The 21,504-nt window shown below is 47.0% G+C and carries 27 protein-coding genes; 9 read left to right on the plus strand and 18 right to left on the minus strand.

The window, feature by feature from the left end:
* Positions 1-23 precede the first annotated feature (23 nt).
* The 8 genes from WMO37_RS11125 to WMO37_RS11160 all read right to left on the minus strand — a co-directional run bounded on the left by WMO37_RS11125 (position 24) and on the right by WMO37_RS11160 (position 5,912).
* Positions 24-221 (minus strand): hypothetical protein, encoded by a 198-nt coding sequence (locus tag WMO37_RS11125; RefSeq protein ID WP_006873181.1) that lies wholly within the window; start codon positions 219-221, stop codon positions 24-26.
* Positions 222-462: 241 nt separating this feature from the next.
* Positions 463-1,800, minus strand: coding sequence for a virulence-associated E family protein (locus WMO37_RS11130; RefSeq protein ID WP_044962169.1), 1,338 nt, complete (start codon positions 1,798-1,800; stop codon positions 463-465).
* On the minus strand, positions 1,769-2,413 hold the full coding sequence (locus WMO37_RS11135; protein ID WP_138345501.1) for a CHC2 zinc finger domain-containing protein: 645 nt from the start codon (positions 2,411-2,413) through the stop codon (positions 1,769-1,771). Before WMO37_RS11135 ends, WMO37_RS11130 begins: the two co-directional genes overlap by 32 nt.
* Before the next feature lie 65 nt (positions 2,414-2,478).
* Positions 2,479-4,059: a MobQ family relaxase gene (gene mobQ / locus WMO37_RS11140; RefSeq protein ID WP_021650201.1), complete on the minus strand. Its 1,581-nt coding sequence runs from the start codon at positions 4,057-4,059 to the stop codon at positions 2,479-2,481.
* Positions 4,060-4,192: 133 nt separating this feature from the next.
* Positions 4,193-4,786: a VanZ family protein gene (locus tag WMO37_RS11145; RefSeq protein WP_015555147.1), complete on the minus strand. Its 594-nt coding sequence runs from the start codon at positions 4,784-4,786 to the stop codon at positions 4,193-4,195.
* A 310-nt stretch (positions 4,787-5,096) separates the two neighbouring features.
* Positions 5,097-5,393 carry a DUF3847 domain-containing protein gene (locus tag WMO37_RS11150; protein ID WP_002594808.1) on the minus strand — a complete coding sequence of 99 codons (297 nt, stop codon included), beginning with the start codon at positions 5,391-5,393 and terminating at the stop codon, positions 5,097-5,099.
* Positions 5,386-5,727, minus strand: a complete 342-nt coding sequence (locus tag WMO37_RS11155) for a replication initiator protein A (protein ID WP_054324683.1) — start codon at positions 5,725-5,727, stop codon at positions 5,386-5,388. Before WMO37_RS11155 ends, WMO37_RS11150 begins: the two co-directional genes overlap by 8 nt.
* Positions 5,724-5,912 carry a hypothetical protein gene (locus WMO37_RS11160; protein ID WP_003020302.1) on the minus strand — a complete coding sequence of 63 codons (189 nt, stop codon included), beginning with the start codon at positions 5,910-5,912 and terminating at the stop codon, positions 5,724-5,726. Before WMO37_RS11160 ends, WMO37_RS11155 begins: the two co-directional genes overlap by 4 nt.
* Before the next feature lie 483 nt (positions 5,913-6,395).
* Here WMO37_RS11160 and WMO37_RS11165 point away from each other — a divergent pair, with 483 nt between their 5' ends.
* Complete coding sequence (locus WMO37_RS11165) at positions 6,396-7,202, plus strand: helix-turn-helix domain-containing protein (RefSeq protein WP_069432587.1); 807 nt, start codon at positions 6,396-6,398, stop codon at positions 7,200-7,202.
* A gap of 108 nt (positions 7,203-7,310) precedes the next feature.
* Here the strand turns inward: WMO37_RS11165 and WMO37_RS11170 are convergent, their stop codons facing one another.
* From WMO37_RS11170 to WMO37_RS11215, 10 genes are all read right to left on the minus strand, one after another.
* The gene (locus WMO37_RS11170; protein ID WP_242878528.1) at positions 7,311-7,928 is read right to left on the minus strand and encodes a hypothetical protein; all 618 of its coding nucleotides are present in this window, start codon (positions 7,926-7,928) and stop codon (positions 7,311-7,313) included.
* A 52-nt stretch (positions 7,929-7,980) separates the two neighbouring features.
* Positions 7,981-8,358 carry a TnpV protein gene (locus tag WMO37_RS11175; protein WP_349155054.1) on the minus strand — a complete coding sequence of 126 codons (378 nt, stop codon included), beginning with the start codon at positions 8,356-8,358 and terminating at the stop codon, positions 7,981-7,983.
* On the minus strand, positions 8,318-8,590 hold the full coding sequence (locus WMO37_RS11180; RefSeq protein ID WP_002593556.1) for a helix-turn-helix domain-containing protein: 273 nt from the start codon (positions 8,588-8,590) through the stop codon (positions 8,318-8,320). The genes WMO37_RS11175 and WMO37_RS11180 overlap by 41 nt, the downstream gene beginning before the upstream one ends.
* Before the next feature lie 155 nt (positions 8,591-8,745).
* Positions 8,746-8,904 carry a Maff2 family mobile element protein gene (locus tag WMO37_RS11185; protein ID WP_055060876.1) on the minus strand — a complete coding sequence of 53 codons (159 nt, stop codon included), beginning with the start codon at positions 8,902-8,904 and terminating at the stop codon, positions 8,746-8,748.
* A gap of 89 nt (positions 8,905-8,993) precedes the next feature.
* Positions 8,994-10,832, minus strand: coding sequence for a VirD4-like conjugal transfer protein, CD1115 family (locus WMO37_RS11190; protein ID WP_349155055.1), 1,839 nt, complete (start codon positions 10,830-10,832; stop codon positions 8,994-8,996).
* Positions 10,819-11,274: a PcfB family protein gene (locus tag WMO37_RS11195; RefSeq protein ID WP_349048666.1), complete on the minus strand. Its 456-nt coding sequence runs from the start codon at positions 11,272-11,274 to the stop codon at positions 10,819-10,821. Before WMO37_RS11195 ends, WMO37_RS11190 begins: the two co-directional genes overlap by 14 nt.
* Before the next feature lie 60 nt (positions 11,275-11,334).
* Complete coding sequence (locus tag WMO37_RS11200; protein ID WP_302929602.1) at positions 11,335-12,048, minus strand: antirestriction protein ArdA; 714 nt, start codon at positions 12,046-12,048, stop codon at positions 11,335-11,337.
* A gap of 2 nt (positions 12,049-12,050) precedes the next feature.
* A complete protein-coding gene (locus WMO37_RS11205; protein ID WP_097785044.1) occupies positions 12,051-13,121 on the minus strand; it encodes a DNA cytosine methyltransferase in 1,071 nt (356 codons plus the stop codon).
* Between the two features lies 1 nt (position 13,122).
* Complete coding sequence (locus WMO37_RS11210) at positions 13,123-13,464, minus strand: DUF7768 domain-containing protein (protein WP_055060880.1); 342 nt, start codon at positions 13,462-13,464, stop codon at positions 13,123-13,125.
* A 290-nt stretch (positions 13,465-13,754) separates the two neighbouring features.
* Positions 13,755-15,128: a ParB/RepB/Spo0J family partition protein gene (locus tag WMO37_RS11215; RefSeq protein WP_059085513.1), complete on the minus strand. Its 1,374-nt coding sequence runs from the start codon at positions 15,126-15,128 to the stop codon at positions 13,755-13,757.
* A gap of 216 nt (positions 15,129-15,344) precedes the next feature.
* On the opposite strand from WMO37_RS11215, the gene WMO37_RS11220 reads away from it, so the two are divergent.
* From WMO37_RS11220 to WMO37_RS11255, 8 genes are all read left to right on the plus strand, one after another.
* Positions 15,345-15,524, plus strand: a complete 180-nt coding sequence (locus tag WMO37_RS11220) for a hypothetical protein (RefSeq protein ID WP_022431759.1) — start codon at positions 15,345-15,347, stop codon at positions 15,522-15,524.
* A 16-nt stretch (positions 15,525-15,540) separates the two neighbouring features.
* The gene (locus tag WMO37_RS11225) at positions 15,541-16,149 is read left to right on the plus strand and encodes a signal peptidase II (RefSeq protein WP_227089921.1); all 609 of its coding nucleotides are present in this window, start codon (positions 15,541-15,543) and stop codon (positions 16,147-16,149) included.
* 583 nt (positions 16,150-16,732) lie between these two features.
* Positions 16,733-17,365, plus strand: a complete 633-nt coding sequence (locus WMO37_RS11230; protein WP_349155056.1) for a hypothetical protein — start codon at positions 16,733-16,735, stop codon at positions 17,363-17,365.
* 14 nt (positions 17,366-17,379) lie between these two features.
* Positions 17,380-18,519, plus strand: coding sequence for an FtsX-like permease family protein (locus WMO37_RS11235; RefSeq protein ID WP_349155057.1), 1,140 nt, complete (start codon positions 17,380-17,382; stop codon positions 18,517-18,519).
* Between the two features lie 4 nt (positions 18,520-18,523).
* Entirely contained in the window at positions 18,524-19,183 is a 660-nt protein-coding gene (locus WMO37_RS11240) for an ABC transporter ATP-binding protein (RefSeq protein ID WP_349155058.1), read from the plus strand.
* Positions 19,183-19,437: a hypothetical protein gene (locus WMO37_RS11245; protein ID WP_349155059.1), complete on the plus strand. Its 255-nt coding sequence runs from the start codon at positions 19,183-19,185 to the stop codon at positions 19,435-19,437. Before WMO37_RS11240 ends, WMO37_RS11245 begins: the two co-directional genes overlap by 1 nt.
* Before the next feature lie 19 nt (positions 19,438-19,456).
* Positions 19,457-20,734 carry a hypothetical protein gene (locus WMO37_RS11250; protein ID WP_349155060.1) on the plus strand — a complete coding sequence of 426 codons (1,278 nt, stop codon included), beginning with the start codon at positions 19,457-19,459 and terminating at the stop codon, positions 20,732-20,734.
* A 25-nt stretch (positions 20,735-20,759) separates the two neighbouring features.
* Positions 20,760-21,473: a hypothetical protein gene (locus WMO37_RS11255; RefSeq protein WP_349155061.1), complete on the plus strand. Its 714-nt coding sequence runs from the start codon at positions 20,760-20,762 to the stop codon at positions 21,471-21,473.
* The last annotated feature ends 31 nt before the right edge of the window (positions 21,474-21,504 follow it).

The raw sequence follows: 21,504 nt of genomic DNA on the forward strand, positions 1-21,504 counted from the left end.
TCCATTTCGTTCATCATAGCCATTTACCCACACAATCCAGACGGTATCTGGCTCTTTTGAACCTCATCTTCATTATACTTCAAATCTTTCTTTTTAGCAAGATATTCTTTTGAATTTGTCTTTCCATATTTCTGGGAAATCAGGCTGACGAACACATCGGTTGCGTCAAGCTCCCCGTCAAATACAGTGGTCACATGAATCTCTGTTTTGTTTTTTGCCATAGGCAGTTATCCTCCATACATGAAAATAGCCAGACAGAGGGTGTCGGCAACGAAGTCCGGCAACGGACTTCAAAAGACCTTGCAAACAATCTCAATCTGGCGATGGTTACTATTTATACTTTTCTTTTATTTTTCTGTTGTTTTGGTTGTTATAAGGGAGAAAAGCCCGGAAATAAGGGGTTTTTCCCGGCAACCGGCTCGGCAACGGGATAGCAACAGGGGGTGCAACGGGCTGTCATTTTCAGAATGGAAGCTCCATCTGTTCTGTGACCTCCACAAAACCGTCCATCGTTTTTTCAGACGGGTTGCCGGAGTCCGTTGCCGGGTTTTCACGCTCCCAGCCCTTTTGTCTGCCATATTCGGAAAACATTCTTGGGTTTGGGAAGTACCGCCAGCCGGAAATGCACTGGTTCATAATCTCGTTGATTTCCCGGATTTCCCATTGCTTCGGCTCGTCAAAGGCATGGTTTAAGGCTTCCTTGTAAAGCTGCTTGGAGCAGACCATGCTCCCGGTGTACTTGTCAAGGTATGCCTGTATCATCCCGGCTTTGGTGTCCTCCGGCATAAAATCCCGCTGGTGTTCTTTGAGATACCGCTGCATGGCGGGGCTGAAAGCCAGCTTGAACCTGCCGCTTTTATAAATCTCCATCGCTTCCGCCCACATCTGCCCGATATAGGCTCTGGAAGCAGCTTCGTCCTCCAAAATGTGAACCTCGGCTTGCTCCGGGTACACCATGACGGGGATAAAGCGGCGGTTGCCGGAACGGTCAAGGGGCAGGAAGTCAAGGGCATTGGAAGTGCCGCCAAACACGCACTGACGGGGGCGGTCTGCCGGGTGGGTTTCATAGGGTATCTTGTAAACCTCTTTCTGCCGGCTTAAAAATGACTTGATTTCCTCAATGCTCTTGGCGTTGGCGGTTGCCATCATTTCCGACATTTCGATAATCCAGTGACCTTGCAGCTTGCGGTACACATTGTCATCGTCCAGCTTCCGCAAATCATCGGAGAACCACTCGTCCCGGACTGCCAGCAGACGGAAGAAGGTGGACTTTCCAGCCCCCTGACCGCCTACCAGACAGAGCATGATTTCAAACTTACACCCCGGCTGAAAGGCTCGTGAGATTGCACCCAGCAGGAACAGCTTCAACGCTTCATAGGTGTAATCGTCTGCGTCAGCCCCCAGAAAGTGCCGCAGGCAGAAGCGGATTCGTTCCTTTCCGTCCCACACAAGGGAACTTAAATAATCCCGGATGGGATGATACTTGTTTTCATTCGCCACAATTCCGATGGCGTTATCAATCTTTTTCTCATTGGTAAGCCCGTAGGTTTCTTCCAGATAGAGAAGCAGATACTTCATGTCCGTATCGTTTAAGGCGGTGCTTTCTCTGTGGAAGCCGATGGGCTTTATGATGTCCTTGCGGTCGGTCAGGATGTTGTATGCGATAGCCCCGGAAAGCAGAGGGTCACGCTGAAATACGGTCAGGCAGTTCCGTATGCTCTGACGGACACCGCCTTTCTCGGTAGTTTCCAGCCCCGCCTTGATTTCCTCAATGCTCTGGGGCGGCTGCATGGCGTTCATGGTGTTTTTTAGTTCTTGCTGCGTCTGCGGCTGCAAGCTCTGCCATTCGCTGTTCAAGCTGTATCACATCCTTTCCGTAGTCCGTAATCAAAGCCGCTTTTTCCTCCGTCTCCCCAAACAGCAGCACATCCAGCAGATATTCCACATGGGCTTGCTTCTGTAAGGCTTCCACAAACCGGGGATGAAAGGCTTCCTCCGGGGAGTGCGGGGCGTAGTCCATTCTCCATGCCATCAGCAAGTGAAGATAATCGGCAAGGGTACGGAAGCAGCGGCTCTTTGCTTCCTGAAACTGTTCCTCCGGGGATTTCTGCCGGGGCTTGGGCTTTTTTGCCTTTCCCGGCGGTTTCCAGTCCTCATAGGAAAGCCCGAAGTCCTGTGCCAGTTGTACGGCGGCTTCTTTCTTTCCCAGCCCATACAGGGCGGCGGCAAAATCAATCACATCCCCATCCGCACCGCAGCCGAAGCAGTGGTAACGCCTATCCAGCTTCATGCTTGGGGTTTTATCGTGATGGAACGGGCAGCAAGCCATCCCGTTCCGACCTATATGGATTCCATAATGCTCCGCAGCCTGCCTTGTTGTGACGGACTGCTTCACAGCTTCAAATACATTCAAATCTATCCCTCCTTGAAAATAAGAAAAGCACCTGACATTCTCTGATTGAAAATGGCAAGTGCCTGTTAAAGTTCCATATCCTGTTGTCTGTGTTTCGCCTGTGCCGGGGCAGTTCTTTGAGCCTTTTTCTCGTCTGCCTTATCCTGCAAGACTTCTTTGATAGGCTGCTTCTTGGGCGGCTCTTTGCTTTCCTCTGTGCCGGGGGTGGCTTTCCGTACCCAGTAGCGGATGTCCCGCAACTTCTTCAAATCCTCCTGTACCTCGGTTAAAGGTTCTTTCAGCCCTGCGATTTCGCCAACAAGTTTTTCCTGTTCCTCTTGCAGCTCCTTTTGGGTGCTGTCCTTATCGTCCGGGTGCTTGGCAAGGTAGGCGGCGGCTTTCTCATACCGGGCAACCTCCGGGTGTTCCTGTTTGAATTTCTCCTTTGTTTTCTTAAAAAATATCTTCCGGTACTTCTCATAGACAGGCTCACATTCCTTGCAGTCTGTCCGGCTGGCAAGAATCCCGTCAATCACTTTGCTGCGGGCTTCCTTGGGCTTCATCTGATTGCGGTAATCGGCGGCTGATTTCCCGGACGCTTCCAGAAATGCTTCTAAATCCTCCACAGTGGAAAGCCCCTTTTGCCGGAGATAGGACAGGGCTTCGCTGACTGCCTTTAAGTCCTGTGAAGTCCCACGGTTCTGTCCAGCCCTTGTCCAGTCCTTCCTTTCTTCCTTTCGTATCTCCATATACTTCATCAGCAGATTGGGAAGAAGTGTCGCTTCCTCCGCTGCCTTTTGTGCAAGCAGCTCTTTCCGTTTTTCTCCCAGCTCGGTAATCCAGCCTTTGAGGTTTTGGATAAGCTGCCGGATGGACTTCATCAGGCGGTTGGCGGCTCTGATTTCCCGGTTCAGGTTGCCGATATTCGTCTGGATACCACGCTTTTCCATCTGCCGGACAGCAGCCCCCTCATGGACAGTAGGGACAATATCAAGCCCCTGTCTGGCATAGGAACGCAAGTCCACACGCTCCGGGCGGTCATTGGCTTCCAGATAGCGGTTCTGGATGACTTCCCATTCATGCCGCCAGATTTCACAATACTTCTGGTCGTTCCAGTCAACCGTATCCTCCTTGTGGCTTTTCCACCTGCCGGATGGCAGCTTAATCCGTTCCCCGTTTTCATCAAGGTCATAAACCTTGCGGCTCTTGGGAAGCCATTTCCCATGTTCGTCCATTGCCCTCATAGTGAGCAAGACATGGGCGTGTGGATTATGTCCCGGAGGATAGGGGTCATGGATGGCAAAGTCAACGATCATGCCTTTGGAAACAAACTGCTGCTGACAAAACTCCCGGACAAGGACAGCGTACTGGTCAGGCGGTATCTCTCTTGGGATGGTAAGCACCCACCGCCTTGCAAGCTGGGAGTTCCATTGTTTTTCCACCGCTTCGGCGGCGTTCCAGAGAGTGTTGCGGTCTGCGTACTCCTGCGGGGCGTTTGCCGGAAGCATGATTTCGTTGTGGACGATACCACGCTTTTCCGGGTAGTGCTTTATTTCTTGGTCGTATTCGCAGAACAGCTTTTCGCCGCTTTGGTAGGCAGCGGCGGCAACAGCAGACTGGCGATTGCTGCGCTGTACAATAGAGATTTGATTGTGTGGACAGGGCATTTTGTGTTCCTCCTTTCCGATTTTGGGCAGAAAAAAAGCAGGAGACCTTTTTCAGATTTCCTGCCTGGTGTGCCGCTGGGGGCGGCTGGTATTTAGTTATTAAGAAATTTAGGGAGCATTTCGAACTTGTAAATCACAAAATCAGCTCCCATAGTAAGGATGCAGTGAATGGCTGTAGTAAAAACATTATTAACATTACTGTTCCGCAGATAATATACAAGTCTTTATTTTCTGCATTTAATTCTGGATACTGTGTAAAATTTTTTGTAATCCGCTTAGCAATGAAATAACCACCTAATGTACCTACCATATTTGTAATTATATCGTTAATGTCGGTTGTCCTAAAAGTAAAGATTTGTGAAATCTCTATTGCAATAGTCATGCACATTGCAAATAACATTGTGTTTTTTATTGCCTTGTATTTTTTCCATAACATAGGCAATAAAAAGCCTAATGGCACAAACAAAAGAACATTTAAACAAGCATTTACAAAATCAGAAATCATATCGACTAACGGAATGATATTGATTGTAAAATCTAAATTCAAAGATAACACACTTGGAAAACCAACAAGAGATAAAACTGCCACAAGATAAAACGCAAACACAATATATATAAGCGTTTGCTTCAAGCTGCGAAGAGAAATTTTCCCATATAAAGCCAGTAGTGGAACAATAAAGATAGCAGCCGCTACGATGTCAATAAGTGCACTATATATTCTGTGCATACTTAGCCCTCTTTTCTAAATCATAAATGTTTTATAATCTCATTATACATCAACACCGTATCGAAATATAGCGTGATGTTATTAAGATTGTTTAAACTTGTCGGCTGGGAACAGCTTGCAAGGCAAGGTGTTCCCAGATGGCAAGTCCACAAAAGGGTAGCTGGCGGCAGCCAGCGCAGGGGAAGTGTAGCGTCCCCTGTTTGATTTGGAGCAGACCATGACTGCGGAAAATCACAGCCCTCCGGCGAGGAGCCTTCGGAGAACGCAATGCACCATCCTCCGAGTGGTGTATAATTGCGCCCTTAGTAAACTAAGGGGTTTCCGGCTTCTCCCGTTCCAGCAGTTTTTTCAATAGTTCCTGCGTGTCCTGCCTGTGAAAAATGAGTTTCAACAACAGCATGACATCATCATCTGTCAGGCGTTCCGGCTCTTGCAGAAAACTTTCCAGCATACCGCCACGGGTACAGAGCCGGTGCGTCCGTTCCTTTCGGGTAAGCTGTTTTAACTGGTGCTGCAATGCCTTTTCATCATTGATGGCTTTCCGCAGTTTCTTTTCGCTTTTCTCCAGCTCCCTGTTGAGTTTTTCCAGCTTTGAGGTATCAGGCAAGGGCAGCGTCCTCCTTTCCCGGTATCAGCACATAAATCCTGTTTGGTTCTCCCACGCCCTGACGCACCCGCATGATAAGTCCGGCGGTTTCCAGTTCATTCAGAGAACGCTTGACCGTCATGGGGCTGCGGGACAGGACTGCGGCAATGGCTGTGATGGGGAAGCAGACAAACAGGATTCCGTTCTCGTCCTCCTGTCCTTTGGAGAGCATAGCGTCTAACATCCGGCAGTACATGACCTTTGCGGTGCTGCTGATTGAAAATCCTGTCAATGCTCTTGGAAAGGGCATACAGGGCGGCAAAGGTGTGTCTATCGTCATAAATTCAAAATTCATTCGGTGTGTTCCTCCTTTTTCTTTGCTCGTTTGGATAAATAACGGGGGCAGTCAATCACAACCGCCCGGAAGCTCTGCTTGCACCCATGCTGGCATTTCCGGCATAATTCGTTGTAAGTGACACGCCCCCGGTCATTGAGGTAAAAGGAAAGCTCCTGCTTCCTCTTTTTGCTCATTCTCGGCATATTGCGCTTCCTCCCGTTTTAGTGTATGGTTTCGGGACGATTTTCGGCAAAATTACAGCCATAGAACCGCCTAAAATCTCCCGAAGTATCAGCGATAGGGTAGACTATCCCCCTATCAGATTGTCGTGTTTCGGTATCATTTCGGTGTCAGTTCGCCAGTTCTCCCCGGTGTCGTTCCTCCCCTGAATCTCACAGCGGCGTATCGCTCCCTTTGGTACGCTCGTTTTGGTCAGGGTTCCTCCATATCCCTGCCAAAAGTCATGGCGCTACATCACCGGGGAAGCATATCCCACACAGGCTGGTCATTCGATTGGAATAATCCATCGATGAACTACCTGTATCATAGAACATTTTTGTGCCCTGTGCCGTATGTCCACAAAGTAGGAATCAGGGGTAAAAATCAGAAATTTCCACGATTACGGAAAGTGTGATATAATCCAGATAAGCGGCAGCAATGAAACCGTTGGAAGGGAGCGTGCACCCATGAAAGGAGCAACAAGCATACAGGAACGCCTTTGGGAACTCCGCAAGGACAAAGGCTTAAATCTGGAAGAACTATCAAAGCTGACGGGCATTTCCAAATCAGCTCTTGGAAGTTATGAAAAAGAGGATTTTAAGGAAATCAATCATGGCAACCTTATCACGCTGGCAGACTTCTATGGGGTTTCCGTTGATTATCTGCTGTGCCGGACAGAAAACCGGGAGCAGATCAACACACCATTGACGGAGCTGCATTTGAATGATGAGATGGTTGCACTTCTGAAAAGCGGTCGGATTAACAACCGTCTGCTCTGCGAACTTGCCACCCATAAGGACTTTATCAAGTTTCTTGCGGATATTGAGATTTATGTGGACGGGATTGCTACCATGCAAATCCAAAACCTCAATGCCCTTGTTGATACCGTCCGGCATGAAATCATTGAACGGTATCGCCCCGGCGAAGATGACCCGCATTTGAAGGTGCTGCAAGCTGCCCATATCAGCGATGATGAGTATTTCAGCCACATGGTTCTGGATGACCTCAACCTGATTATCCGGGATATTCGGGAAACCCACAAAAAGGACAGTGAGAGTGCACCCCAGACCACCGTTGCCGATGAACTGAAAGAAAATCTGGAAGCGGTCGAAAATTTCAAGGGCAGCCGTTTGGAAAAACTGGCAATGCTTTACTGCAAGCAGCTCGGTATCAACTACAAAAATTTATCGGAAGAAGAATTTCGCTGGCTGATTCGGATTCTCCAAAAATCAAAGAAAATGGGAACGCCTATCAGCCAGAGGAAAAAACGGTAACAAAAAACCGCTGTTGCATGGTTGTGTTGGCTTCCATGTAGCAGCGGTTTGTGCTGTGGTTATTCAGTTGAAATTTTGAAGGGGTAAGTTGTATATTATAATTTCATATTACCATGGAAAAACAAAGTAAAATACCAAAGCACTAATTACCGAAGCGATTAGAAAAAGCTTCTTACTTTTTGCTTTCTTATAGAACATGAAAAGAAAAATTAGCACTCCTATTACATCCATCAATAACTGAAATAGGAATGTATGATGCCCTAAAAAGTAAATAAAAATTACAATTGCTTCTGCGGCTAAAGCACCTACTGGCAGAGAATATAATATAGAATTAAAAATATGTTCTTTATTCCAGTAATATAAGATAAACGCTGCTATTGCACAAGGGATTGAACAAATGGTAAATAATATAAATAGTGAAGTACGAAAACCACCAGAAAATAAAGGTATGAATGTTCCTAATATTGCTTGTAATCCATAGAAACTCAATGTCATTCCAAACATATATAAAAACGAACTAATCCCTGCACAAATGTTTGAAGTACTTGCTAAAACAATGATGGTATTGGTAATAATCCAAAATCCCAATAGTGTTTGAATTGACGAAAAACTCCATAATGTATCAGCTGGGCAATAATCTGTAAGCCTGCAAATACATCCGACTAAAATACCAACCAAAAAAATTGTTATATAGGATTTCATACTATGGGTTAAGGTTTTGTTCATAAATTTCCTCTCCTTCAGCTTTCAGTTTGTAATTGTCATTCTGACATACCGTTTATGAATAAACCATCTCATGCAAAATAATTTCTTCTGCCCGGTTGTGAATGTTATTGCAACGCTGCACCCATTCCATTTGAGAAGTACGCTTCAAGTCCTCGGTCACGCCCTCGGCAGCTTTCATCTGCTCCATGATAGTGTCTAACCGTTCCTGTGCCTGTTCGTTCAGGTCTGCAAGATATGTCCACAATTCTCCGGTCAGTATCAATGTGTTCAATCTGGCTGGGTGGACTTCTCTTAAATATTCCCGGTGCATCCGTCCATACTTTCCGATGGGGCGGCGTTCTTCCGACAGTTTCAAGTCCGGGATGTAGTAATCTCCGACAAGGATATAATCAATTCCGTTTTCCGTTATTCTTGGTTTCAATTCGCTCATGTTCCTTACCTCCTGTGGAAGCAGGCTCGTCTGGTACTAACTCAATCACATCGGTAATCTCACAATTCAGCGTTTCACAGATACGGGCTAATGTGTCCATGCTGATGTGCTTTCCCTCTTTGCTCATGTTGGCAATCATATTCGTTGTCATACCAGCGGCAAGCCTTAAATCTTCTTTTCTCATATCACGCTCTAACAGTGTGTGCCAGAGTGGTTTATAGCTGATGTGCATATTGTTTTCCTGCCTTTCTACCCATACCACCGGGGCGGCTGCCCCGGCAGGAACTTTTCTCTTATTATAACACCAATCTTGTGTAATCACAATTTATTCTTGTATCCTGCCGCTGATACCGTCTGGATTGTGCTTTTCCTTTCTTTTTGTTCCCTTTAATTAGCCATAAACTGCTTGATGCCCTGGCTTTTGGCCGCTGCGTTATCCGAGCCGTAACCCTCCAGCAGATTGACCACGCCCCACACGGCAAGACCGGCGCCCAGCGCCACGACGAGAGTTTGCAGGGTAGTAACGGCAGAAGCAAAAAACTGCATAAGTCCTCCATTTCTCCGGGATGTTTCCGGCCATGAAAAAAGCCGCCATTTCTGGCGGCAGCTACTCCTCTGGACACCGTGACCAGAGGTTATACAAAGGCGTCCGGGTCGTCGAGGTCGTCATAGTTGAGGATGTCCTCGTCCTCGCCTGTGAGCGCCTCGTCCGGCACGTCCACCTTGTAAACGGTATAGGCTTCGTTGGGGTTGAGCTTGTCCATCCGCCGTGTCACAAGGCTGTCGAGGTCAAAAGCGTTCTTCACCTTGTCGGCCTCGGCGGTGTATTTGTAGTTTGGATGCTGTTTCAAATCGTACTTCTTGGAGTAGAACGGCGGCAGGCCCCGAAGCTGCAAAATGCACCGATCTCCGGGCATGGTGGCAAGCTCGCTTGGGGTCATCAGTTCCCGGCCCAGCCGCTGGGTATTCTGGCTGTAGCTTTCGGACTGACCCCGTGAGCGTCCCTCGGTCTGCATAGAGATGGTGGCCTTTCCCAGCCAGTTCTCCGAAATTTCCTTGATGGTGGAGCTTTCGCGTCCGCCGAGAAACAGCACACTATCCATGTTGCCGAGAATAGTTTCCGCGTTCTTGTCGTAGATGGCCTTGCACTGGGCAAGCTGCTGATACAACAGGCACAGGCTGATCTCACGGGAACGGATGACCGCCACCAGCTTTTCCAAGTTTGGCACCTGCCCGGTGTTGGCCGCCTCGTCCCACAGCACCCGCACATGATGGGGCAGCCTGCCGCCGTGGACATTGTCCGCCCGTTCGCACAGAAGATTGAACATCTGCGAAAAGGCCAGCGCCACAAGGAAATTGTAGGTGCTGTCCGTATCGCTGATGCAGAAGAATGTCGCCGTCCGGCGATCTCCCATGCGGTCAAGCTCCAGCTCGTCATAGGACATGATCTCCCGAAGCTGGGGGATGTCAAAGGGGGCCAGACGTGCGCCGCAGGAAATAAGTATGCTTTTGGCCGTCTTGCCGCTGCTTAGCTTGAATTTACGGTATTGCTTCACGGCGAAGCAATCCGGCTTGCGTTTGGCAAGACCATCAAACATATAATCCACGGCGTTTTTATAGTTTTCGTCATCCTCCTTGACCTCCATGCCGGAGATCATATCCACCAGCGTATTCATATTCCGATCCTCGGCAGGCCCCTCAAAAATGATATAGGCAATCAGGGCGCAGTACAAAAGCGTTTCCGCTTTCGTCCAGAACGGATCGCCCTCCTTGCCCTCGCCCTTGGTGTTGGTGATCAGGGCGTTCACGAATTTCAGGATGTCGGCCTCATTGCGGATATATGACAAAGGGTTGTAGTGCATGGACTTGGAAAAGTCTATGCTGTTGAACACCTTAATTTTGTAGCCCCGTTTTTGCAAAAACGAGCCGACCTGCCCCAGCACACCGCCCTTGGGGTCTACCACCACATAGGAAGAATGAGCTTGCAGGAGCTGCGGCGTGAGCCAAAAGCGGGTCTTGCCCGAGCCGGACGAGCCGATGCCGCAGAAATTGAGGTTGCGGGCGTTGGCGGGATTTTGGGGACGGGTATTCATGGTGAGCCGTTCCGTGGCGGTCAGCAGCATATTGTTTTCAAACTTGGAATCAATGAACGGCTTGATGTCCTTTTCGTTTCCCCAGCGGGCTGTGCCGTACTCGGCATCGCGGCGAAATTTCTTTGCTTTTTTCGCCTTGCAGTAGATCAGCAGCCGGAAGCCGACTGCGCCCACAATGCCGACAAACCAATCCAGCGGGGCAAGGCCGGGGGCAAAGCTGCCAAAGGCCGCGCCGATGGTCTGGCCCAGCCCCAGCAGCTTTTCCCCGAAGCCCGCACCAGCGGCCAGACGGTACGCCGTGCCGATTTTCAGGCAAAACCAGCCGATGAACAGGTACGGGATATTCGGAAGAACATACTTCCTGATTTTATCTGTCGCCATGCGCCGCCTCCTTTGTCAGCTCCCGCTGGGGCTGCTTTTTCACCTGTTCCTCCGCCTGCCGGAGCTGCTCCCGGATCGGCGTCTGCCGGGACTTAGCCCGTTTCAGCTCCAAACGGGAATACTCGGCAAAGCAGCCCGTGATGGCGTCGGCCTGCCGTGCCTTGAACAGAAGCAGATATTTTTCCTCTCCCACACGGCGGATGGCATAGTCCACGCCCCATTTCCGGGCCACCTTGTCAAACAGCTTGGGCGTGTCCACCTCGATGGCGTGGGTATCCCCGCCGTGGCCCATGAGCTTTCGCACACTCTGCTTGCCGTGGGGCGTCTGTGCCTTGCGGTGCTCCTTGGCAATCTTCCGGCCCACGGCGGCCACCACATAGGCCAGCGCACGGGCGGTCAGCTTGGACGCCTTGACGCTGACGGCGATGGTCTGCCGGGACACTTCATCTCCGACGATAGCTTACACCTCCTTTGCCCTCTGGCCACCGTGACCAGAAGCGGCCTACCTGTCCTCGCGGCTGGCGGGAAGCCGCTGCTTTTCCTCGTTCAGCGCCGAACGGTCTATGACCTCCTGATACGCCGCCATCTGCTCCCGGATATTCAGCTTGGGATAGGCAAAAATACGGTGCTCCGGGGGAATATCCTCCATCCCGTGATACCGCTCAACAAATTTTCCGCCGTTATTGAACACATAGCCGCCGGGTGCAAAATGGCCGCCGTCGTTGATCCGTGCGTCCCGCCCGTAGGCTTCAAAGTCGAAGTAGGGCAGCACATCATCCGGCACATCCAGCATTTCCATTTCCTCAATGTAGACCCGACCCAGCGCCTCCTCGCTGTCAATGCCGGGGTAGAAGTCATAGCAATCCAGATTTTGTGCGAGGTTGATCAGGTCATGGACGCTGCCCGTGTATTCGCCGCTGTCAATGACGGCCTCGAACTTTTCAATGTCGCTCTGGTCAAGGTCAGACAGCACATGAGCCAGATGGTTCAGCTCGTCAATGCTTTCATACTCGCCCAAATGGTCATACAGGCCCAACACATCACCGTCAAATGAGGTAATGAAGATTTCCTCATACCGTACCCCATCCACGCCGATGCGCTTCAAAAGGGCCTGCACCTCCTCCGTGGTGGCCGGGAATTTCAGCGTTTCGCCCACAAGCCGCCCCTCGTTGTATTTGCCGAGGTTGGTAATGTAGGCTTCAAACAGGGATGACATTTTCAGCACCTCCTTGTCAGAACATCGTATATGCCGCGCACAATGTACTCGGCGCAGGGCAGCGCGATAGCATTTCCCAGCGCCCGGTAACGGTGGGCGGACAGGATTTCCTCACCATCCGCGCCGCACTTTGTCCAGCCCTCCGGCAGCCCCATGAGCCGTTCACATTCTCTTTCCGTGGGAAAGCGGACACAGCCCCCGGCAGGATCGTCCTCATACCAAAAGGCAAAGGGACTTACCGCGCTGGCTAACAGAGTGGGAAAAGGGTCAGTTGGCAATCCGAAGCTGTTTCGGAACGCCTCCGTTGTCCGCTCCTTTGCCGATGCCCGCATACGGTAGCATTGAAAGGGTCGGGTGATCGGTACACGCCGCCCTGCTTCAATAAAAGAGCCTCGATCTCCGCAGGCGGCGGACAGCCAGCAATCTCCGCCAGACGCAGAAATTGACTGCACTGCGCGGGGCTTAAAAAGTATTTCGTGGGAACATTGTCCTCCAAAGTCTGCCACAACAAAGACGCGCTGCCGTCGTGCCAATCGGGGGCTTGCCCAATGCTGGGCATCCATGAGCCGCCATGCGAGATCGGGCGTATGCCCTCGCACCATTCCGGCTCCTGCCCATCTTCCAGAAGCAGGCATTGAAATATCGGCGGCTGTGAACGCTGAGAGCACGGCTCTAAAGTCCATCCGGTCATTTGAAAAAAACGCTCCCATGACGTTCTCCCAAACAGCGATTGCTGGAAATATACCATTTGTCGCCTCCCTCATTTCACGGATAATACGGATCGCATGAAAGAACAGACTGGATTTTTCCCCGGCAAGACCGGCCCTGTTGCCGATCTGTGAGAGGTTCTGGCAGGGTGAGCCAAAGGTGATGATGTGGACAGGCGGAATGTCGCCGCCATTCAGCTTTGTCACATCTCCTAAATGCGCCATACCGGGAAAGTGGCGTTTCGTGATGGAGATAGGGGCTTTTTCGATCTCGCTGGCCCATGCAGGCACGATACCGCAGCGCACCGCCGCCAGCGGGAACACGCCGATCCCGTCAAACAGGCTCCCCAGCCGGATCTCGTTCATATCAGCGGCGGCCCTGACGCTTTACGGTCAGGATGCCGTCCAGCGTGGTTGCCGTGATCCCCAGCCGCTGAGCAACAGCCACATCGTTTTTCATGCTTTCCGTGGAGATACTGCCGCACACCACCAGCACATGAGAGCGGCGAAGCAGGTCACGGCCCATGTCGATGCCGCTCTTGTGCTCCTCGGGAACGGCGTCGTTCAGGAAAAGGGGCTGATAGAGCGTGGGGCAGATGGGCGAAAAGCCCGCCTCATAGACAGCACGGCAATACTTGGCGGCCTGCTCCGTCGCCTCGCAGGGGTCGCCGCTCCACGCGGCGGTGATATACGCAAGGGGTCGTTTCATTGTGAAAACCTCCGTTTTTATATAATGTAGTGGGTCAACCTTTTCCCCCGCCCTTTTCCAATCGTGGAAAAGGGGGCGGCTCTGGAGGATATGCCCCCGCCGCTTGCCGGAGAAAAAGCACAGCCGGGGCAGGCGGTCAAGGGCAAAGCCGCCGCATACGGCGGGGCGAAGCCCCCTTGACAGCCCGCTCCCGCCTGTGCTCAATTACGGGCGGCGACGGGGGATATAACCGCAAGAGCCATATCCTATCGGGGCAGCAAAAAGCCTCTGGTCATAGTGGCCAGAGGTCGTTACTTCTCCATATCCATTTTCTTGTCGGGCTTGGCAAGCTCGGGCGGCTGCCGCTCTTTCCAGTCCTCCAGCAGCGTCATGATCTGGTCTTTCATCTGCCGGGGCGTGGCCTCCTTGCCAAAAAACTTTTCCAGTTCAGCGCCAGTAATGATCACGTCACGATCCTCCTTTTTCTTTTCTTCACACAAAATACCATCGATCACGTCCGGGGAGAGCTTGTTTTCCTTGTCCAGCTCACGGAGCCGCTTTGCCTGACCCTTGGAGGGCGAAGCCTGCTGGCCCTCAATGGACACGGCGATATACTTCTGGTGCTTGGGGCGCACGCGGGAAATTTCCACAGCCGGGGTAAAAGACAGCTTTCCGTCATCCATCGTCTGCTTCAATTCCGGCACAAGATCATTGAGCCAGATATACCGCTGTACGGTTTTCACGCTCATGCCGTTGCGCTGGCCCACGCTTTCAAGAGAGAGCTTTCCAGCCTCGGCGCTGTCGCCACGCGCTCCCTGATGCTTGATGGCCTCATACTGCATTTTCAGGGACAGGGCCTTTTCGCTGGGCAAAATCGTTTCGCGCTGACGGAGGTTGTCATCCGTCATAGCGAGAATGGCCTCATCGTCCGTCATATTGCGGACGATACAGGGCATATTGCGATACCCGGCAAGCTGGCTGGCCATCTGGCGGCGGTGGCCCGCGATGATCTCATAGCCGCCGCCCTCACGGGGACGTACCAGCGCGGGCTGGTTGACGCCGCCGTTGCGGACACTCTCCACCAGAGATTTCATTTCCGCATCGTCACGGACACCAAAAGGATGATCCTTGAACGGGTGCAGGTCGGAAAGGTCAAGATAGACGATTTCCTCTTTTTCACCTCTGGTAGCGTCACGGGGCGTAGGCGGCACTTCCGGGGCCGGGGGCGCTGCCTTTTCTTCGGGGGCCGCATGGGTCTTGCCAGCCTTGGGCGGATCGGTCTGCTCCGGGGCTGTCTTTTCCGCCTTGGGCGGACGGCCACGGCGGGGCTTTTCCGCCTTTTCCTCTTTCTTGGCCCCCGGCTCGGCAGGCGCAGCTTTTTCAGCTTTTGCAGGGCGGCCCCGTTTGGGCTTGGGCTTCTCCGGCTCCGGCATGGGCTTTTCCCATTCCTGCTTGCTGTACTCGGTGACGGAAACGGGCGGGGCCTCCGGTTCCTTGGGGATGTCCGGCGGAGCGTCCTTTTCCGGCGCAGAACGCACAGCGGAAAGGTCGATCACCTTTGCGGACGGAGCGGGGGCACCGCCCACATCAGGGATCTCGGCCTGCTCCATTTCCGGGGCCTTTCCCGGCATTTCAGGCGGGGCCTGTTCCTCCGTGGTAGGGGGATGCTTGTTTTCTTCTGCCATGACACGAATAACCTCCTTGACAAGAATTTAGGCCACGCCGCACGGCTGGCCCATTTCGGCACACAGAGAAAACGCTGTCTGCATACAAAAACACCGCCTATGTCCTGTTAGGCGGTGCATTGTGTAAGGCTTGGCAGCTCATTTTCAGTTGTTTTTCTCTGTGTGCCCTTGTCAAGCGATGTTTTCATGTTTTATTAAAAATAAGGTGAAGCATCAATGAACAAAAACAGTAAAACACAGCTGATTGTAATTATAGGAATTTTAGTTATAATAAATATTTCTGTTTTGATAATAAATGGTTACAAGGGAGAATCGATATTTAAGGACACTTTTATTTATGTGATAGATATATTGGCAACAATTTGGATAATAAAAGAGGATAGAAAGAAAAAATAATGTGAGGAAGATAGTGATGTGGTACTTTTTAATATTTCCCGTGATATTTGTACTATGGCGGGCATACCGGTTTGGCGGGGTGTGGCAGATTATCAGCAGTCTGGCATATATTGCGGTCAGCGGAGGCATTAGTATTGGGATATTTAAAACGATGATGAAGCAGAATCTGCTGAAAAAGAAGAAAAAATTAATTGCATATGTAGTGTTTGCGGTATTGGCAGACCAGCTTATAAAGGTAATAATATACCAGTATCAGCCGGACATAAATCTTATCGGAAAAGCACTGCGTATACAAATGGTATTAAATCGGGAGCAGTCGGCGTTATATAGTTTTTTTAATATCCATATGCAGACGGCTGTGATAATTATACAGAAAATATTGATATTTGGTGCTGTCACCGTTGTTTATATAAAATGGAAACAAAAAAATCAATACTATGCCTATGCGTATATAATGTTTTTAACAGCAATGACAGCATCAGTGATAGATTCTGCTTTGTGGGGATTTACGGTAGATTATTTGAATTTCTATCAATTATTCTGTCATGATTTAAAAGATTTATATGTAGATACGGCAGTAGGATTTTTATTGTTAGGCATGAGAGAAGATAGAAAGTGTGAATAAGATGAGTAAAAGGATATATGCAGGGACTACGTTAATGATAATTATTTCATCAATCTTAATTGAGATAAAAAGTTATAATACAGTTTTTATCAGAATTAAAATAGCAATTATATTACTGACCTTTATATTAATAGGTATATCTTCATATATAAAATTGAAAAGCTACAAGTCGTAAAATATGTGAAAATATGCAAAGTACGTCGGAATATCGACAAAGTACGTCATGTGTCTTGAAAAACAGGCTGTTTTTGTGATACATATTGTTGTATTAGAAATAATTTGAAGGGGATTGTAGGTGGGATGAATAAAAAATAAAGCTTATGTGGATAGTTGATGAAATAAAATGAAAGAAGCAGGGGAAATTTAAGCGTGGCTGCCAATATTGTGCTGATTATTTTAAAATTTGTATTGAAAGAGGACGTTCAAAATGGTGCATTGATTATCAATTTGGTTATTATGATAATTGCTTTAATATTGGGGTACAGTGGTATTTTGAAAGCGGATAATTGCTGATTTGAAAATTTTTGATATATGGAGTGTTATTTAAGGTAATGTTGCAGCAGCAGATAAATGGGTATAAATCATGAAAAAGAATCATTATAAAAAGTATTATGAATATTATAAGAAAAATAAACGGGATCTGCTTATATGTGGAATATTGGCTTTGCTGACACTTGTTATTGTATATAAGATGCATTTTATTATTGCGATACATGAGAATAGGGGGTTTTATGCATCACTCATGGAATTCATAGGTTCGTGGTATTATATTTTTGAGGTTATTGATATTATTCGGCTTCAAGACAACGCAATAGTAAATGAATATGGTCAAAAATGTATTTTTTATCATAGATATCTGTCTTTAGCAGCCCTTCTGGTTTCTGCTTTTTTTATCATATTCAGTTTGTTTTATGAGCTTGACTATAATGTTGCATTGCTCATATGGGGCGCATTAACTGTTGGTCATATGTCATATTTTATAATGCTATTTATGTTTGATGAAGATTATTACTATTCCGGTGGATTTAAGATTTGTTATTCTGAAATAAATCATATTGAAGTTGAAGATGAAGTATATACTTCAAAAGCACTTGTTGTCGTATGTAAATTGATGAAAGACGAAAAAGTTATTGGCTATGATCGTATGGTGGCACAGGATTTTATCTGTTTGAAGGCTAAAATTGATGAGAAGACGAAAATAGTAAAAAAGTTATGAGGGGGAAAATGCAAATGAAAAATATGTTTAAATACTACTTATCCAATAAACGGCGGGGGATTTCTTTAATCTTTGTTATGGCACTTACGGTGTTTTCAATCTATTTTGTGACATCGCTGGTGCAGTCTATCTTTTCAACAGTCGAATATTCCAATATTGCATGTCTGAATGACTTTTCATTTGTATATCCGGTAGGTGGGTCTTCATTTTTGCAGAATGAAACGGTAGAAAAAATTAAAAATGATGACAGCGTGGAAAATGCGTACCCGATACTGCTGGAGTATACGGTCATTAACAATATTTTCGGAACAACGAGCGGTTATGTCGCATTTATGGAAGAAGCGGATATCAGAGAAATATTTGATGATTTTTCGCTGACGGTAACAGAGGGCAGACTGCCGGAGGAAAACAGTTACGAACTGATTATGCACGAAGACATGTTGAAAAATAAAGGTTTATCCGTTGGGGATACATTTGGCAGTGCAGTCGATGAAGGAGAACAGATTGACGGAAAATATATGATTACAGGGGCATTTTCAGGGGACAGTTATATGGCTTTTGGGACAAAAAGCTACAGGCAGAAAGAATTGGAAGAACTGGGACTGGATTTTAAAAATACCACATTTGGACTGCTTGTTACACCGAAAACAGATTTAGATACAATGAATAACATGCTGGATACAATGGGACACGATGAAACAGCGGCGATGACATTGTCGTATGCAAAAGAAACGCTTCAAGAGAATATAAGCAGTATCAAATTTTTAATGTTTGTTATTGTCATTGTAATCGCTGTGAGCATTTCTGCCGCGGTCTGCATTGTTCTTGAAACGATCTATAATGACAGAATGGAGGAATTTGGAATTTTATATGCCATTGGGTATAAAAAGAGCTGGTTATTTAAAAATATTATTGCAGAAATTATGGCGCTGGTTTTTGTTTCATGGATATTGGGGCTGATACTTTCTTATGGAGTTTTGTCACTGGTTGCAAAATCTGTTTTTGAACCAATGGGACAGATGTTGTCGATTGTTTCAATTCAATCACTGCTTTATACAATCATTGTAATGGTAGTTTTTGTAGTTGTAACCATTCTTGTAACAATATTAAAATTTGCCAAAAAAGATTTAATAGCCATTATAGAAATGAGGTAAGAAGATGCTGCGTGTAAAAAATATTGATTTAGAATATATCGACGGAAGAACCAAAAGAACTATTTTTTCAAATGTGTCCTTTGACATACATAGTGGGGAGTTTGTATCTTTACTCGGACCTTCCGGGTCGGGGAAAAGTTCATTATTATATATCGTTTCATTATTAAAGACACCGACAGCGGGAGAAATATATTTAGATGATGTAATGATTTCCGAGGCAAAAAATAAAAATGAAATCCGGTATGAAAATTTTGGATTTGTTTTTCAGCATCATTTTCTGATTCCGCATCTTACGGTGCTTGAAAATGTCTGTACGGCAAGCTATGAGAAAAATGTTGAAAAGCAGGCAAAAGATTTATTGGAGCGGCTGGGATTAAAAGATTTGATAAATCAGAAGCCGTATAAATTGTCCGGTGGGGAGCGTCAGCGTGTTGCGATTGCAAGGGCAGTTGTAAAAAAGCCGCGGATTTTATTTGCAGATGAGCCGACAGCATCACTGGATCACCACACGGCACAGGAAATTATGAAAATTTTTTCGGAATTACAGGAAAATACGACTATTGTCTGTGCAACACACGATTACGGCATTTTGCCGCAGACGGCAAGAATATTAAGAATTAAAGACGGAAAAGTTGTAGAAGATGAAACAGAGGAAAATGAATAATGTCAGTTCGGGAACTTGTACTGCTGATTTTTTGGGGCATATCGTGTATTTTAATCACTGTACAGATTATAAAAATAAGGAAAGAAAAGGCAAAAATTCCTGATAAGGATAAAAATTTAGCAAAATTTATGGTAGGTATGATTGTAGTATACAGCATTTTTGTATTAATCATGTGCAGTGGGATGAAAGATTTTATGACAATGATGATTCCGGCTGTGATAGTTTTATCGAGGACATTGAATTTGTACAAATAGGGGCAGAAAGGAGAACGTGATGAAAAAACAGCATTTTCAGACAATATTTAAAACAGGCACGGCAATTCTTTTATGCGGTATAGCATTGACAGGCTGTGGGACAAAGAACCAGCAAAATGTAACAACCAATATTACTACGGTGGGGAATACAGCATTAGAACAGCCGATGCGGTTAGAGGCATTAAAAGATGACGAAACGGATTATCAGGCATATTGGGGAACAAAGATACAGTGCATTACGAGAGGGGAACACGGATATTATTATCTGACACCGGAAGAACCGTTGTATCTGATGTATTGGGACGATGACACGCAGGAGAGCATAAAGCTGTGTGCAAAAGCAGACTGTAACCATGATAATGCGGCGTGTAATGCGTATTTCGGAGATGTGCGTTATTATGACAGGACGGCGCAGGCGGCAGAATACGCTTCGGGATTTCAGATTTATTATTATAATGGCTTCCTTTATCTGCTGGGGACAGAAGGAAATCTGATTCAGGTTAGTCCGGACGGAAGTGAACGAAAAAGAATTACCAAGGTATATGACTATGACGGAACCTCCAATACCAAGCTGGTATTTTATGAAAATGCCGTTTATGTGTATAACAGTGCGGGAAATCAGGGGAGCAGTGAAGAACATACCGAAACAATTACAAGATACACATTAGACGGTAAATCACAGGAGCGTGTTGTAGAGTGGAATAGTGTAAGCGGTGCAATTCACAGTGTAAAAAATTACGGAAATACGATGTTCTTTTTATTATCCGGTCTGACAATTAATAAAAATGAGTCGGGGCAGGAATGGACCTATACCTATCAGGGACTGTATGCGTACAATCATCAGACCGGACAATCCGGAAAAATAATAGATGCAGAGATTACGTCATATGCGGTCGATGAAGAACAGGAGCAAATTTATTATTTCGCATATGCAGACGGCTTGTATGTGTATGATATAAAAACAGAGCGGACCCGGAAACTCTATGATGCAGGAAAAGAAATGGGTATTGCAGAGATGTCTTATGATGGAAAATATTTGTATCTGTATAATGGCGAATGGGTATCCTATGCAAAATCAAATGAAAAAACAGAACTCACACGAAAATGTGCTGTTCTTGCAACAGATGGAACTGTTTTATATGAACTTCCGATTAACAAAGCAGGATATATGTTGTTTGGAAATGGGGATTATATTTTTGCCGAACAGATTGTAGCAGATGAACAACAGCAGGCAATGAAGCTGACATATATGAAGAAAACAGAATTTGCGCGGGGACAGTGGCAGGTACTAGAGTAAAAATGCCTGCGAAACGGAGAGGTGTATGAAAAATAAAAAAATTGTTGAATTAATGCTGATTTTAGGGGTAACAGCGGGGCTGGCAGGAGGCTGTACGCAGAAAACAAAAGAACAGTCCTATGTAAATATAACTGAAACGGCGGCAGAAAATAGTACAGAACAGTCACAGGAATATTTATATGATGAAAACGGAAATCAGTATCATTATATTAAAACCGAAGGATATGAGGTGAAAGAAATCTGTAATGACAGACAGTTTCAAGACGAAAAGGCGCTTTATGACGGAAAAAGTATGCAGACAACTGTGTATTCCATTGCAAATTCATTTGGTGAGAAGAAATATCAGGTGACATATCTGGATATTCAGAAGCTTTTTATGGAAGACGAAAATGTAAAAGAGATTTCATATACGGTTGAAAATATACCGGGGGCTTTGTATGCAAAAGGTGAGGACGAAAAACTGCCGACGTCATATCGTGAAATTATTTATGATGACAATGCCGCAGTAAAGCTTTTGCCGGAAAGTACGGAAACTTTATATTTACGTTTATACTCAGAGGCCAAAAGCCAGAGCGCCTTGGAAGAACAGCAGTTATTGATAGAAGCCTTGGAGAAGGTAATCATAAGTGCGGACATTACATATGAAGACGGTACAACGGTCACAAAGTATGCAAAGATAAAGTCGTCAAGCGCGTACAGTGTGGGGTATCTTATCTTTTATGAAATACAGCTGGTATAACCGGATTGAATCCCGGCAGAAGACAAGTATA

Origin of the sequence: Lachnospira intestinalis, assembly GCF_040095895.1 — a bacterium.
GTDB classification, from domain to species: Bacteria; Bacillota; Clostridia; order Lachnospirales; family Lachnospiraceae; genus Lachnospira; species Lachnospira intestinalis.

What these genes read in the sequence shown, in the direction of transcription:
- WMO37_RS11125 (WP_006873181.1), bottom strand. Translation starts at nt 221, where the DNA reads ATGGCAAAAAACAAAACAGAGATTCATGTGACCACTGTATTTGACGGG.
- WMO37_RS11130 (WP_044962169.1), bottom strand. Translation starts at nt 1,800, where the DNA reads ATGAACGCCATGCAGCCGCCCCAGAGCATTGAGGAAATCAAGGCGGGG.
- mobQ (WP_021650201.1), bottom strand. Translation starts at nt 4,059, where the DNA reads ATGCCCTGTCCACACAATCAAATCTCTATTGTACAGCGCAGCAATCGC.
- WMO37_RS11145 (WP_015555147.1), bottom strand. Translation starts at nt 4,786, where the DNA reads ATGCACAGAATATATAGTGCACTTATTGACATCGTAGCGGCTGCTATC.
- WMO37_RS11155 (WP_054324683.1), bottom strand. Translation starts at nt 5,727, where the DNA reads ATGAATTTTGAATTTATGACGATAGACACACCTTTGCCGCCCTGTATG.
- WMO37_RS11160 (WP_003020302.1), bottom strand. Translation starts at nt 5,912, where the DNA reads ATGCCGAGAATGAGCAAAAAGAGGAAGCAGGAGCTTTCCTTTTACCTC.
- WMO37_RS11165 (WP_069432587.1), top strand. Translation starts at nt 6,396, where the DNA reads ATGAAAGGAGCAACAAGCATACAGGAACGCCTTTGGGAACTCCGCAAG.
- WMO37_RS11170 (WP_242878528.1), bottom strand. Translation starts at nt 7,928, where the DNA reads ATGAACAAAACCTTAACCCATAGTATGAAATCCTATATAACAATTTTT.
- WMO37_RS11175 (WP_349155054.1), bottom strand. Translation starts at nt 8,358, where the DNA reads ATGAGCGAATTGAAACCAAGAATAACGGAAAACGGAATTGATTATATC.
- WMO37_RS11180 (WP_002593556.1), bottom strand. Translation starts at nt 8,590, where the DNA reads ATGCACATCAGCTATAAACCACTCTGGCACACACTGTTAGAGCGTGAT.
- WMO37_RS11185 (WP_055060876.1), bottom strand. Translation starts at nt 8,904, where the DNA reads ATGCAGTTTTTTGCTTCTGCCGTTACTACCCTGCAAACTCTCGTCGTG.
- WMO37_RS11190 (WP_349155055.1), bottom strand. Translation starts at nt 10,832, where the DNA reads ATGGCGACAGATAAAATCAGGAAGTATGTTCTTCCGAATATCCCGTAC.
- WMO37_RS11200 (WP_302929602.1), bottom strand. Translation starts at nt 12,048, where the DNA reads ATGTCATCCCTGTTTGAAGCCTACATTACCAACCTCGGCAAATACAAC.
- WMO37_RS11205 (WP_097785044.1), bottom strand. Translation starts at nt 13,121, where the DNA reads ATGAACGAGATCCGGCTGGGGAGCCTGTTTGACGGGATCGGCGTGTTC.
- WMO37_RS11210 (WP_055060880.1), bottom strand. Translation starts at nt 13,464, where the DNA reads ATGAAACGACCCCTTGCGTATATCACCGCCGCGTGGAGCGGCGACCCC.
- WMO37_RS11215 (WP_059085513.1), bottom strand. Translation starts at nt 15,128, where the DNA reads ATGGCAGAAGAAAACAAGCATCCCCCTACCACGGAGGAACAGGCCCCG.
- WMO37_RS11220 (WP_022431759.1), top strand. Translation starts at nt 15,345, where the DNA reads ATGAACAAAAACAGTAAAACACAGCTGATTGTAATTATAGGAATTTTA.
- WMO37_RS11225 (WP_227089921.1), top strand. Translation starts at nt 15,541, where the DNA reads ATGTGGTACTTTTTAATATTTCCCGTGATATTTGTACTATGGCGGGCA.
- WMO37_RS11230 (WP_349155056.1), top strand. Translation starts at nt 16,733, where the DNA reads ATGAAAAAGAATCATTATAAAAAGTATTATGAATATTATAAGAAAAAT.
- WMO37_RS11235 (WP_349155057.1), top strand. Translation starts at nt 17,380, where the DNA reads ATGAAAAATATGTTTAAATACTACTTATCCAATAAACGGCGGGGGATT.
- WMO37_RS11240 (WP_349155058.1), top strand. Translation starts at nt 18,524, where the DNA reads ATGCTGCGTGTAAAAAATATTGATTTAGAATATATCGACGGAAGAACC.
- WMO37_RS11245 (WP_349155059.1), top strand. Translation starts at nt 19,183, where the DNA reads ATGTCAGTTCGGGAACTTGTACTGCTGATTTTTTGGGGCATATCGTGT.
- WMO37_RS11250 (WP_349155060.1), top strand. Translation starts at nt 19,457, where the DNA reads ATGAAAAAACAGCATTTTCAGACAATATTTAAAACAGGCACGGCAATT.
- WMO37_RS11255 (WP_349155061.1), top strand. Translation starts at nt 20,760, where the DNA reads ATGAAAAATAAAAAAATTGTTGAATTAATGCTGATTTTAGGGGTAACA.